This window comes from Verrucomicrobium spinosum DSM 4136 = JCM 18804, assembly GCF_000172155.1.
GTDB lineage: Bacteria > Verrucomicrobiota > Verrucomicrobiia > Verrucomicrobiales > Verrucomicrobiaceae > Verrucomicrobium > Verrucomicrobium spinosum.
In genome coordinates this window covers 7,025,935-7,038,538 of record NZ_ABIZ01000001.1, presented here as the reverse complement: position 1 = coordinate 7,038,538, position 12,604 = coordinate 7,025,935, and the positions used below count along the sequence as shown (strand labels likewise).

General features: G+C 62.5%; 14 protein-coding genes. All 14 read left to right on the top strand.

Features of this window, described 5'->3' with window-relative positions; translation table 11 throughout:
- Positions 1 to 16: 16 nt before the first annotated feature.
- The 14 genes from VSP_RS28555 to VSP_RS28490 all read left to right on the top strand — a co-directional run bounded on the left by VSP_RS28555 (position 17) and on the right by VSP_RS28490 (position 12,604).
- Entirely contained in the window at positions 17 to 799 is a 783-nt protein-coding gene (locus VSP_RS28555) for an ABC transporter ATP-binding protein (RefSeq protein ID WP_156346213.1), read from the top strand.
- 59 nt (positions 800 to 858) lie between these two features.
- Positions 859 to 1,659 carry an ABC transporter permease gene (locus VSP_RS28550; RefSeq protein WP_009965035.1) on the top strand — a complete coding sequence of 267 codons (801 nt, stop codon included), beginning with the start codon at positions 859 to 861 and terminating at the stop codon, positions 1,657 to 1,659.
- Positions 1,660 to 2,157: 498 nt separating this feature from the next.
- Positions 2,158 to 2,379, top strand: coding sequence for an anthrone oxygenase family protein (locus tag VSP_RS28545; protein WP_075089706.1), 222 nt, complete (start codon positions 2,158 to 2,160; stop codon positions 2,377 to 2,379).
- A gap of 45 nt (positions 2,380 to 2,424) precedes the next feature.
- A complete protein-coding gene (locus VSP_RS28540) occupies positions 2,425 to 3,066 on the top strand; it encodes a hypothetical protein (RefSeq protein ID WP_009965033.1) in 642 nt (213 codons plus the stop codon).
- 72 nt (positions 3,067 to 3,138) lie between these two features.
- Positions 3,139 to 3,483 carry a hypothetical protein gene (locus VSP_RS28535; protein WP_198141252.1) on the top strand — a complete coding sequence of 115 codons (345 nt, stop codon included), beginning with the start codon at positions 3,139 to 3,141 and terminating at the stop codon, positions 3,481 to 3,483.
- 104 nt (positions 3,484 to 3,587) lie between these two features.
- Complete coding sequence (locus VSP_RS28530; RefSeq protein WP_044133697.1) at positions 3,588 to 4,265, top strand: SGNH/GDSL hydrolase family protein; 678 nt, start codon at positions 3,588 to 3,590, stop codon at positions 4,263 to 4,265.
- Between the two features lie 200 nt (positions 4,266 to 4,465).
- Positions 4,466 to 4,804: a helix-turn-helix domain-containing protein gene (locus tag VSP_RS28525; RefSeq protein ID WP_029190835.1), complete on the top strand. Its 339-nt coding sequence runs from the start codon at positions 4,466 to 4,468 to the stop codon at positions 4,802 to 4,804.
- Positions 4,797 to 6,050: a type II toxin-antitoxin system HipA family toxin gene (locus VSP_RS28520; protein ID WP_009965027.1), complete on the top strand. Its 1,254-nt coding sequence runs from the start codon at positions 4,797 to 4,799 to the stop codon at positions 6,048 to 6,050. The genes VSP_RS28525 and VSP_RS28520 overlap by 8 nt, the downstream gene beginning before the upstream one ends.
- 794 nt (positions 6,051 to 6,844) lie before the next feature.
- Positions 6,845 to 7,885 (top strand): L-threonylcarbamoyladenylate synthase, encoded by a 1,041-nt coding sequence (locus VSP_RS28515; protein WP_044133696.1) that lies wholly within the window; start codon positions 6,845 to 6,847, stop codon positions 7,883 to 7,885.
- 38 nt (positions 7,886 to 7,923) lie between these two features.
- Positions 7,924 to 9,594 carry a murein biosynthesis integral membrane protein MurJ gene (murJ, locus tag VSP_RS28510; protein WP_009965025.1) on the top strand — a complete coding sequence of 557 codons (1,671 nt, stop codon included), beginning with the start codon at positions 7,924 to 7,926 and terminating at the stop codon, positions 9,592 to 9,594.
- A gap of 18 nt (positions 9,595 to 9,612) precedes the next feature.
- Positions 9,613 to 10,215 (top strand): type 2 periplasmic-binding domain-containing protein, encoded by a 603-nt coding sequence (locus VSP_RS28505; protein WP_009965024.1) that lies wholly within the window; start codon positions 9,613 to 9,615, stop codon positions 10,213 to 10,215.
- A 62-nt stretch (positions 10,216 to 10,277) separates the two neighbouring features.
- Entirely contained in the window at positions 10,278 to 10,841 is a 564-nt protein-coding gene (locus VSP_RS28500; RefSeq protein WP_009965023.1) for a type II secretion system protein, read from the top strand.
- 18 nt (positions 10,842 to 10,859) lie between these two features.
- Positions 10,860 to 11,759: an ABC transporter ATP-binding protein gene (locus VSP_RS43705; protein WP_009965021.1), complete on the top strand. Its 900-nt coding sequence runs from the start codon at positions 10,860 to 10,862 to the stop codon at positions 11,757 to 11,759.
- Positions 11,756 to 12,604, top strand: coding sequence for an ABC transporter permease (locus tag VSP_RS28490; RefSeq protein WP_009965020.1), 849 nt, complete (start codon positions 11,756 to 11,758; stop codon positions 12,602 to 12,604). Before VSP_RS43705 ends, VSP_RS28490 begins: the two co-directional genes overlap by 4 nt.

Sequence of the window (12,604 nt, the reverse complement as noted above, 5' to 3'; positions counted from 1 at the left end):
GCTCACCGCCCTACCCATGAGCGCCGCTGATCGTGAAGTCATCCTCGAAGCCACTGACCTGACCCGGGAGTTCGACGGTGTGACCGTCCTGGACCGGTTCAACTTCAAACTCCACAAGGGCGAGGTGCTGGGGCTGCTGGGGGCGAATGGCGCGGGCAAGACCACGGCGATGAACATGTTGCTGGGGCTGACCACGCCGACCTCGGGCACGATCCGGGCGTTTGGCATGGATTTTGTGAAGCATCGCCTGGAGGTGCTGAAGCGGGCGAACTTCTCCTCTGCTTACACCAGCCTGCCGAACAATCTCCTGGTCTGGCAGAATCTGACGGTCTTCGCCAAGATCTACGGCGTGTCGAATGTGAAGCAGAAGATCACGGAGCTGCTGGAGCTCTTTGAGATCGCAGACCTGCGCAAGCGGGTGACGGGGCAACTCTCCGCCGGGGAAAGCACGCGGCTGAATCTGTGCAAGGCGCTGCTTAATGATCCTGAACTCCTCCTGCTGGATGAGCCGACCGCGAGCCTGGACCCGGACATTGCGGACAAGGTGCGCAAGACCATCCGCAAGGTGCAGAAGGAGCGTGGCATCAGCATCCTGTACACCTCCCACCTCATGAAGGACATCGAGGAGGTGTGCGACCGGGTGATCTTCCTGCACAAGGGCCGGATCGTGGCCGAGGGTTCCCCGGAGGAGATTGTGAAGAAGGCTGATGCGGCCTCGCTGGAGGAGGTGTTCATCAAGATCGCCCGCAGCGGCGACCTGGCGGTGACGGCTGCGGAAGGTGCTTCTGCCTCCCCCTAGGACCCGGCTTCCCTCTCCCCTCTCTCTCACTCCCGACTTTCCCGACTCATTTCCAAGGCATGAATCCACGCATCGTCAGCGCTCTTGTTCTCCGCTACCTGTATCTCTATGGTCGCACGCCCATGCGGCTCATTGAGCTGATCTTCTGGCCCATCGTGGAGCTGCTCATCTGGGGCTATCTGAGCATGTATCTGAAGGAGCATGCGGGGGCGGCGATCCCGACGATCGTGGGGCACCTGCTGGGCGGCATCATTCTGTGGGATGTGATCTTCCGTGCGCAGCAGGGCGTGGCCATCTCGTTCCTGGAGGACGTGTGGACGCGGAACCTCCTGAACGTGTTTGTGGCTCCGGTGCGCAACATGGAGTACCTGGCGGCCACGTTCATCATCGGGTTCTTCCGCATCCTGGTGACGGTGACGATGCTGTCGGTTATTTCCTTTTCACTTTACCAGTTCAGCGTGTTTGAGATGCACTGGGCCATTCTGCCCTTCTTTGGGAACCTGCTGGTGACAGGCTGGGCGCTGGGCATGATCTCCACCGCGCTGATCCTGCGCTGGGGCCAGGCCGCGGAGTCCCTGGCCTGGGCGGTGCCGTTCTTCATCCAGCCGTTCACTGCGGTGGTGTACCCAGTGGCGATGATCAAGCCGGAGTGGGTGCAGTATGTGGCCCAGGCCCTGCCTTCCACGCATGTGTTTGAAGGCATGCGGGAGATGCTGAGTCATCACACCTTCAACTGGCCGCACTTCTTCTGGGCCTGCGGATTGAACGTCGTGTTCCTTGGGGTGGCGGGGTGGATCTTCTCGTCCACGTTGAACACGACGCGGAAGCGCGGGTTGCTGACGAAGTTTGCAACGCAGTAGCGCCGCCTGCGGCGGAGACAGAAGACTGGCCTGCTGCGCAGGAGACACAAGACTGGAAGACTCAAGACACAAGACACAAGACTTGAGGTCTGGGGGGGATGGGTGTGCGGGGATTTTTTCTCACACGAAGGCACGAAGGTTTGATGATCGAGGCGAGTGTGCAAGGGATGCAGAAAGCTGTGGGAAAAGTCTGATTGCTGGAGGCGGTCAGCACCTGGCCCCGCTTGCGGGGCTATGGAGTGCGTGCGTGAAGCGCCGCTTTGGTGGATCGCGATTGTTGCCTTGAACCTTGAGAAGGTAGCAGGGGAGGGGCGGTGGAGATGATGCGGGCTGGCGGATGGTGTGTCGCAGGGGGAGGGGTGTTGTCGGCAGGCGAAAGCGGCGCTTCACGCACGCACTCCACAGCGACTTCGTCGCCAGGTGTTGGGGGTGGTGGGTTTTGGGGTGGCCGGGTGGCTGGTGATGTCGGAGGGACGTTTGACTGAGGGCTTCAGCAAGATGCAGAAGCCAGCCCGCTGGAAGCATGCGGTCCCTTATGGCTTGGGAGCGTTGTGGAAGGGAAGCTTGGGGGGCAGGCCAGCGGCCTGCGCTTCCCCCCTTGCGGACTGGGAGGAGGTGCGGGATCGCTGGCTCTGGTATCACCACGTGCGGGCCATCGCAGAGACGGCGGGATTCCTCTTGCTGCTGGGGGCGGCTTTCTGTTACGTTGGCAACCGTTGAGCGGGGTTGAGGCCCTGTTGAGTTCTTGTCATTTCCTTGATCACCATGAAGACAGGCTTTGTGCGCATGACGTGGTTTTCCAGATGTTGCGTGCTGCTCATCTGCCTGATCGCAACGGTGCCTGCCTTGGCGAAGGATGTGCCAGAGGTGATGCTGGCGGGGCTGCCGGAGAAGGCAGGGGTGTTTGAGGTGGATGGCGGGGTGCAGACGTACGATGATCCGGGGCTGGGGGCCTCGCGGGTGTATCGGGTGCCGGGTGGCACGTGGATCACGGTGTATCTCTATGACCTGGACACGCCGCTGATCCGCACTGGGATCGATGACAAAACCATCAAGGACGCGTGCCAGCAGTCGATGGGCGACATCAAGGAGATGGAGCGCCGGGGCCACTATGCGGATGTGAAGATGGCGGAAGAGAGCGAGGTGACGCTGGATTTGCCCTCGGGGAAGAAGCTGTCATGGCTCTCGGTGACGTATTCGCTCTCGCTGGTGCGGAAGGAGGGGGAGGAGCCGGTGAAGGTGTTCTCCCAGCTTTTTGTCACTGGTCTGCGGAATCACATTTTCAAGATCCGTGTGTCCCGTCCGGAAGCGAGCGGGGCGGTGGCGGCATCAGCGGAGGAGACGGAGAGCGCGCTGAAGATCTTGATGGATGCGGTGATCAAGGTGCCTGGGCGGGCGGCGGATTGACGGGGGCAGAGTCGGGGCGGGTGGCGGGTGTGATTCGCTTGACGGCGTGGGTTCGCTGCCTTGTCTGTGGCCATGGGTTTTATTGCCTGGCATTGTCTTATTCGCATGGGGTTCCCGGTGTTCATGCTGCTGGGGGGGCTGGGCATATTGCTGCCGAAAAACGGGGTGGGGAACGTGGTGGGTGCCTTGGGCGGGCTGGGCGTGTTCATCCTGGGGGCGACGGGGGCCATCCTGGCGGTGCGTCTTTTGATCCGCGGGTTCAAGTTTGCCTGCCCGCAGTGCAAGGGGCGGGAGACGGACTTTGGCATGTCGCAGAAGAAGGCCATGTGGCTCTATTGCCCGAGATGCGGGGTGTTTGAGGAGTCGGGGTTTTTAAAGATGCAGATCTCGCACGATGCGGGGGAGGAGAAGAAATAGGCCAGACAGGAGGAGGCAGGAGGCCGGGTGGCTGGCGGGAAAGATGCGAGGAGACGCGATTTTTTGGCGAGAGGCGGGCGGGGCTGGAGGTGTATGGTCACCGTATGAAGCTTCCTTTTTCTCGTTTCCTCGCTCCGTTGTCTCTGGCGGTGGGTTTGTTGTTCGGTGCCGGTTTGGCAGAGGGTGCGGAACCCAGGACGGTGATCGCGTATGGTGACTCCATCACGCAAGGCGGGGCATTGAGTGCTGAGGAGAAGAACAGGCTCTGGGTGACGCTGGTGGAGGCGCAGTCCGGCGGGAAGCTCAAGCTCATCAATGAAGGCAAGGGCGGCCGGCCCACGAAGTCGCTGCCGGAGTTTGAAGCCATGCTGACGCGTCAGACCAAGGCGGATGCACTGATCATTGCGCTGGGGGCGAATGATGCGCGGCTGGACATCAAGGAGACGTGTGTGCCCAACGCGGTGGCGAATGTGACGAAGATGATCGAGCTGGCCCGCAAGGCCTACGGCGCGAAGCTGCCCATCCTGCTGGTGGGGCCGACGAACATCCGGAAGGATGCGCTGGGGCCGTCCAAGCCGATCGCGAAGGAGCGGGAGGCGAAGGTGAAGGAACTGGGCGAGGGGTTTGAGAAGCTGGCCAAGGAACAGGGCTGCGCGTTTGTGAATCTCTACGGCGTGGTGTCGGATGCGAGCCTGGCCAAGGATGGCGTGCATCCCGATGGCGCGGGGAACGAGGCGATGGCGAAGGTGTTGCTGCCTGCGGTGGAGGGGTTGGGGAGTTGAGATGTGCCGCAAGCGGCACGTTGAGACGCTGCGCTGGTTGAGACGGTGCCGCCGGGGCGGCACCTGGTTGAGACTCCCGCAAGCGGGATGGTTGAGACGGCGCAAGCGCCTGGATGAGGGGAGGGGGAGACGGCTGCGGGGGTTTTGTGTCGTCTTCCTGAGGCTTTACATCCGTTAAAGTAGTGCGAAGATGACATTGTATGCCTACTCCCCATCACCCTTCTGCGGCGGTACGACGGGCCATGAGCAAGCTTGGAGAGGACCTTCGTGATGCTCGCCGTCGGCGACAGTTGCCGATGTCGGTGGTGGCTGACCGTGCCTTTACCTCCCGCTCGACTTTGCAGAGAGTGGAGGAAGGGGACACTGCGGTCAGCATAGGAATCTATGCGGCCGTGCTACAGGCTCTGGGGCTGCTCGATGGGCTGGGGCAGTTGGCAGATTTGAGCCGGGATCGAGTGGGACGGGAACTCGCCAGCGTTGCCTTGCCGAAGCGTGTGCGCTTGAAGAAAATGCCTCATCCAAAAAGCAGCGATGTCTGATTTCGAGGTCCACGTGTCTCTGGGAGGCGAGACCAGGCGAGTGGGCCTGGCACGGTGCAACGTAGCGCGTGGTCGAGAAACGATCCTCTTTGAGTACGCGGATACGTGGCTGCAAGATGGGGATCGATTTGCCCTGGAACCGGCGCTTGGACTGACTCGTGGCACCTTTGCCCCCTTGGAGGGGCTCTCCGTGCACGGTGCATTGGGGGATTCTGCGCCAGACACTTGGGGGCGACGGCTGATGCAGCGCGCCGAACGCCGTCTGGCTGAACGTGAGGGGCGGGCGGTACGGACGCTGATGGAGAGTGATTATTTGCTCGGTGTGGCGGACGAGACACGGCTTGGGGCGCTGAGATTCCGTCGGGTCGGGGGCAAGGAAGAGTTATTTCTCGCTCCCACCAAATCAGGGGTGCCCGCGCTCATTGACTTGGGGCGACTACTTCAAAGCACCGAACGGATCCTGCGTGATGAGGAGACGGAAGATGATTTGCAGCTCGTTTTTGCACCCGGATCGTCGTTGGGTGGGGCAAGGCCGAAGGCATCACTGATGGATCAACATGGGCATCTCTCGATTGCCAAGTTCCCGAAAGAAACGGACGAATACAGCATCGAGACATGGGAGGAGATTGCACTGCGGCTGGCTGATCGGGCTGGCATCGTCACACCGCAGCACTCGCTGGTGCAGGTGGCAGGACGGGCGGTGTTGCTTTCCCGGCGATTTGATCGGGTGAAGACCTCGCGCATCCCCTTTCTGTCTGCCATGGCCATGCTAGGGGCTCGGGACGGTGAGCGTGGGAGCTACCCGGAAATGGTGGATGCGCTCACGCGTCATGGCGCGAGAGCGACTGCTGACGCCCACGCTCTGTATCGAAGGGTGGCGTTTAATGTGCTGATTTCCAATGTGGATGATCATTTGCGCAATCACGGCTTTCTCTGGGAGGGACGTGCCGGGTGGGTGCTCTCGCCTGCGTACGATCTCAATCCAGTGCCGGTAGATCTGAAGGCTCGGGTTCTAACCACTAACATCGACCTGGATGAAGGCTCTTGTTCGCTGGATCTGCTGGAGTCTGCGGCAGATTACTTCGCCCTTTCGCTTGGTCAGGCGCGGACCATCATCAAGGAGGTGGCAGCGGTGACGGCGACCTGGCGTGAAACCGCGAAAGAGGCTGGCGCTCGATCGGCGGAGATTCATCGCATGGCCAGCGCATTTGAGCATGACGAGCTCCGGCGGGCGCAGGCATTGTGAGGGGGAAAGGGGAGACGCTTCGCTGGTTGAGACGGTGCCGCCGGGGCGGCACCTGGTTGAGACGCTCCGCTGGTTTAGGGGTGGTGGGAGGATTGTTTCCTGAGCCGTCCCGCTCTGCGTGGACGGGGCAGTTGGGATGTTGTGGGCGGATGGGGGGGGAATGAGTTTCCCTGAATGACGTCGGGCCTACAGCCCTCAGCATTCTTTTGTGCCCTATTCCCTGGGCGTTGCCCAGGGCTGGTATGAGGCCGGGCCGTTGGCCCTCAGTTTCTGTTTTGCGGGGGAGGCGCTGGTTGAGGTGCTGCGCTGGTTGAGGCGCTGCGCTGGTTGAGACGGTGCGCTGGTTGAGACGGTGCGCTGGTTGAGACGGCGCAAGTGCCTGGTCGGGTTTCCCTGAAGCGAGGGGCCGAGGTCAGTGGGGAGCGCACGCATCTTGCGTGCTGTTCCCGGCATCTTGCCAGGGACGTCAGTGGGCGGGGCGGGATAGCGGACTTCCCCGGTGGTTTGGGGCGTGAGCCGCGTAAACGCGGTACTCCAACCCTGTTTGCGGACGTGGTGGGGAGATGTGGGAGGCGCTGAGGGTGGGAGGGCCTTGAGCTGCGGATCCGCGCAAAAACACTCTCCCAAGGAAGCCAACCCCAATTCCGTGAATTCTGTTAATTCTGTCCAAACCTCAGTCTCATCCCTCTGTGTTCCCTGTGCCTCTGTGGTTAATCCCCACCGTCCAACCACCCCTGACCCCCTCCCCCCGCTTGCTTTTGCAGAGAACTGACGGACTGTCGTCGGCCAATTTCATGGAAACACGCACTCTCCCTACCGACCATCCCGAAGCCTTTCGTTTAGCCGTGGATGAGGCGGTGCGTGCGCTGTCCGCCGGGGAGGTGGTGGCGCTGCCGACGGAGACGGTTTATGGTCTGGCGGCGGATGCGCTGAATGCAGATGCGGTGGCGAAGGTGTTTGCGGCAAAGGAGCGCCCGGCGTTTGACCCTCTCATCGTGCACCTGCCGCACAAGAAGGATCTCGACCTGGTGGCAGAGGTTCCAGAGGACATTGCGGAAGTGGTGAAGAAGATCACCGAGAAATTCTGGCCCGGTCCGCTCACGATCGTGCTGCCGAAGAAGGCGGTGGTGCCGGATCTGGTGACCGCTGGCATGCCCACGGTGGCGGTGCGGGCGAGCAATCACCTGGTTTTCAATCGCGTGGCCCGGTCGCTGGACAAGCCGCTGGCGGCTCCGAGCGCGAACCGTTTTGGCTCGATCAGCCCGACCTCGGCCTCGGCCGTGCAGGCGGAGCTGGACGGCCGCATCCCTCTTATTTTGGACGCGGGTGCGACCATGCACGGTCTGGAGAGCACGATCATCCGGATCGAGGCGGCGAAGCCCAAGGCGCGCATCATCATCCTGCGTCCTGGCCCGATCACGCCGGATGACCTGAAGCCCTTTGGCAAACCGATCCTGGCCAGGAATCTGAAGCCGGAAGAGCAGGAGAAGCTGGAGGCCCCGGGCCAACTGCCCTCCCACTACGCCCCGCGGACGCCGCTGCGCCTGCTGGAGTCCCCGGAGGAATTCACCCCCGAGCCGGGCAAGAAGTACGCGCTGCTGAGCTACCGGGGCGACCCGGACGATGGCTACTCGGACCTGGCGGAGTGGGACCACGTGATGGTGCTCAGCCCCGGGAAAGGGAAGCTGCCGGAGGCGGCGGTGCGGTTCTTCTTTGCCCTGCGGGAGCTCGACAAGCTGGGGGTGGATGAAATCATCGCCGAACCTCTGCCAGAGAGGGAGCTCGGCCTGGCCATGATGGATCGGCTGCGCCGTGCGTCGGTGAAACGATCTTAATCTGACAGCGCCAACGTCCCCAACTCTGCTGCTGCGACATGAGCGACGCCAGTCCCCTTTCTGAACAGAAACCAGAAAAACCCGCCCCGTCACCCAGCGCGAAGCAGAGTGCGGCGGTGAGCACCAAGGCCTTCGGGATTGTCACCCTGGCGATCTTTAGCAGCCGCCTGCTGGGGCTGGTGCGCGAGATGGTGCTGGCGGCGCTGTTCGCCGGGGAAAACCGCAAGTGGCTGGACTGCTTCAACCAGGCGTTCCGCACGCCGAACATGCTGCGGGACCTGTTCGCGGAGGGGGCGCTGTCCACGGCCTTTGTCACCACCTTCTCCAAGAAGATGCAGACAGAGGGCGATGCGTCTGCCTGGGACCTTGCGCGGAAGATGCTGACCTTGGCGGCGATCTTCATGAGCATTGTCTCCATTTTGGGGGTGCTCCTGGCTCCCGTTATCATCCGGCTGATGGCACCGGGGTGGATGGATGACGAGAGCAAGATCCACTTCACGGTCCTGCTGGCGCAGATCATGTACCCCTTCATCCTGCTGGTGTCCCTGGCGGCGCTGGTGATGGGGATGCTGAATGCGAAAAAGGTCTTCGGCATCCCGGCGGTGTCTTCCACGTTCTTCAACCTCGGTTCCATGATCGTGGGCGGGGCGGTGGGCTGGTACTTGGATCCCAGCTTTGGCCCCAAGGCGCTGATCGGCTTCGCGATTGGCACGCTGGCAGGCGGTCTGGCGCAGCTCCTCATTCAGGTGCCCTCGCTGAGGAAAATCGGGTTCAAGTTCAAGCCAGACTTCCGGTGGCGCGGGGATACGGGGGTGGGCAAGGTGCTCCAGCTCATGTGGCCAGCGGTGATTTCTGGCAGCGTGGTGCAGTTCAACGTGTTCCTCAGCAGCATCTTCGCCTCCTGCCTGCTGGTGAAAGACGGCCCGGTGACCTGGCTGGGGCAGGCGTTCCGGCTGGTGCAGCTCCCGCTGGGCCTCTTTGGCGTGGCGGTGGCGACGGTGACGGTGCCCGCGATGTCCCGCCTGGCGACGGAGGGGATCACGCCGGAGTTCAAGCACACGCTGGTGAAGGGGATCAAGCTGGTCTTCCTGATGACGCTGCCTGCGGCGGTGGGGCTGGCGATCCTGGCGGAGCCGATTGTGGGCCTGATTTTCCAGCGCGGCCGGTCCACCTACTACGACACCCAGATGTCCGCGATCGCCCTGCAGAGCTATGCCTGGGGTCTCGTGTTCTACTCAGCGATCAAGGTGATCCAGCCCGCGTTCTACGCGATCGACAAGCGTTTTGTCCCGCTGAAGGTCAGCTTTGTGGCGGTGGGGGTGAGTGCCCTGATGAACACGCTGACGGTCTTTGTCTTCAAGCTGGGGCATGAGTGGCTGGCGCTGAGCACGAGCGTGTCTGCGCTGGTGAACTTCAGCCTGCTTTTTCTGGCCATGCGGAAGGTGGCGGGTCGCATGCAGGGGCGGAGCCTGGCGATCAATGTGGGCAAGCTCCTCATCGCGGTCGTCTGCATGGCGGGCGTCTGCTGGCTGGGGCAGGCCACGATCCTCTCAGACTGGCGGCATCAGCACACGGCCATGCGATTGGTGAGTTTGTTTGTAACCATCGGGGGGGCTGCAGCCGTCTATTTCGGGGTCAATGCCCTGCTGCGGAATGAAGAATTGGATGGCTTCAAGGCCATCGTCATGCGCAAGCTGGGGCGGAAATAATCTCCCCCTTCTTGAGTCATGTCTTCCCGAGCCCTTCTGGTCACGCTGCTAGCCCTGGTCGCCATCTGGGGTGCCGTGGCGGCGGTGATGAATGCCACGGACAAGCACACCTCCACGCCGGAGAAGGTGCTGAACCTCATGGCCGGGGCCCCCTGGCTGCAGGAAGGGGCGTCTGACCTGAGCGAGGCGGAGCGCCGGAAGCAGATGGATGCGACGATTGCCCAGATGAACCTGCTGGACTTTGACCAGCGGCGGCAGATGCGGGAGGACGGGCAGGACGTGAGTGACCGCTACTTCCAGTCGCTGAACAAGGAGGAGAAATCCTACTTCCTGCAGCAGACGGTGGAGCAGCACTTCAAGTCCGTGATGAAGGCCTTCAACGCCATGTCACCCGAGGACCGGCGCAAGGCGGTGGAGCGGGCCCGGGCGGACATGAAGCGCAACCAGGGCGACCAGCGCGGCATGGAGCGCATGCAGAAGGAGGATGCGCAGGCCTTTGAGAAGATGGTGGAGAAGGGCATGGGCGCCTACTACGAGGAGGCGAGTGCCGAGACGAAGATGGATCTGGCCCCGCTGCTGGAGGAAATGCAGCAGCGCCTGCGCTCGATGCCCGGGCGGTGAGCGATCTGGGGTTTGGTTGACCGATACGAAGCGACGACTTGCACGCTAGCCAGCTACCTCCCATGAGAACCTTTCTGCGAACCCTGCGCCGCCCCGGTGGGACCTGCGGCTTCACCCTGCTGGAGATGCTGGTCACGGTGGTGATCATCGGCATCCTGGCCACCCTTGCCGTGCCCGCCACGCAGCGGGTGGTGGCGGGCTCCCGGGCGGTGCACTGCATGGGCAATCTGAAGGGGCTGGGTGGCGCGCTCCAGCTCTACCTGGCGGATCACAACAACCTCATGCCCACCATGCTGGTGGCGCGGGAGAGCAAGGACTCTGACGAGGCGGTGATGGACAACACCCTGAGTGACTACGTGGACGGCACGGACGTCTTCTGCTGCAAGGCGGACAACAAGGGCCTCTTCCAGAAGACGGGCACGAGCTACCTGTGGAACAACCTGCTGAACAACCAGACGGCCGGAGACATGAACTTCATGGGCTTCATCCGGGACGGCAGCCGCATCCCGGTGATGAGTGACAAGGAGAACTTCCACAAGTACCGCGACGTGCAGGTGAACATCCTGTACGCGGACGGGCATGTGGCGAAGGAGATCCAGTTCGTGGTGAATGACGGCCAGGAGTGAACCCGGGGGCAAAGGCAGATGATTGAGGCAAACGGACTCACCAAACGATTCACCGCGGGCCGGCTGGCGCTGGACGACGTCAGCTTCTCCGTCAAGGATGGGGAAATAACCGGACTGCTGGGCCACAACGGGGCGGGCAAAAGCACGGTGCTGGGCATCATGCTGGGCATGGTGCGGCCAGATGCCGGGGAGGTGACGCTGGCGGGGCACAGTGTGCAGAAGGAGCGCTCCCGGGCACTGCGCCATGTGGGGGCCATCTTTGAGGCACCCTCGTTTTACGAATACATGAGCGGCTGGCAGAATCTCCGCTCCCTGTGTGCCCTGAGCGGCTGGTGGGAGGAGAAGGAGGTGGTGCGGGTGTTGCAACTGGTGAACCTGCACGAGCGGGTGCATCACAAGGTGCGCACCTACAGTCACGGCATGCGCCAGCGGCTGGCCCTGGCCCAGGCGCTGCTGCCCATGCCGAAGATCCTGCTGCTGGATGAACCGACTGACGGGCTGGACCCGGAGGGGATTCACGAGTTCCGCTCCACCGTGCTGGCATTGAGGAAAGAACACGGCCTGACCATCCTGCTGAACTCCCACCTGCTGGCGGAGGTGGAGCTCATGTGTGACCGCTGCGTGATCCTGAAGGCGGGGCACAAGGTGTACGACGGGGCCCTGGGCCGGCGGGAGGAGACGGCGCGGGAGTACCTGCTGGACACGCCGGACACGGAGCGGGCCAGGTACATCGTGCAGCGCTGCGGTGCGGTGTGGAAGGAAAAGGGCCTCGTGGAGCTGCCGGGGCAGATGGGTGGCCCGGCCCTGCTGGAGCAGCTGGTGCTGGACGGCGTGAAGGTGCAGGCCTGGACGCCGCACCGCAAGACCCTGGAAGATTGGTACCTCGAACTCTCGGCGAACCCGAACACGGCGGCATGACACTTTTTCTCATCCAATGGGGCGCGGAGCTGCGCAAGATGCTCTCCCGGAAGCGCACCTTCATCGGCTTTGGCGCGTTCCTGCTGCTGGAGGCGGTGCTGCTCTATGTGTTCAAGCGGGATGGTTCCGCGAGCTTCTTCCGCCGCATCATCTCGCGGCAGGGGGAGGCGTTTGAGTCCTACTTTTCTGCGCTCACCCTGGCATTCCTGATTGTGGCCTCGGCGGTGTTCATCCTGGGCGCGATCTACATCACCCTGGTGGCGGGGGATGTGGTGGCGAAGGAGAGTGAGGATGGCAACCTGCGCCTGCTGCTGGCGCGGCCGATCAGCCGGCTCCGGCTGCTGGTGCTGAAGTTCCTGAGCTGTATTGTTTATTCCTGGATCCTCATCCAGTTCATTGCGTGGTCGGCTCTGGGGCTGGGGGTGGCGCTCCAGGGGTGGGGTGGGGGGCTCTTTGTCTTTGCTCCGGATCAGGGGGTGCTGGAGTTCTACAATGCGGCGGACGGTCTGTACCGGTATGCCCTGGCCTCGGTGGCGCTGAGTCTGAGCATGAGCCTGGCGGCGTGTGTGGCGTTTTTCTTCTCCTGCTGGCGGATCAAGCCCTCTGCCGCGACCATCACGGCCCTGTCGTACCTGCTGATCGACATGATCGTGAAGCGGGGGAAGTTCATGGAAAGCTACAAGCACCTCCTCATGACCTCCTACATGGAGTCCTGGGTGCATCTGTACGCGGAGCGCATCCCGTGGGCGCTGCTGCTGAGAAACTACTCCATCCTCGCCGGGGTGGGCTTGACGTTGTTCGTGCTCGGTGTCCTCGTATTCGAGAGTCGCGATCTCAAGTCCTAG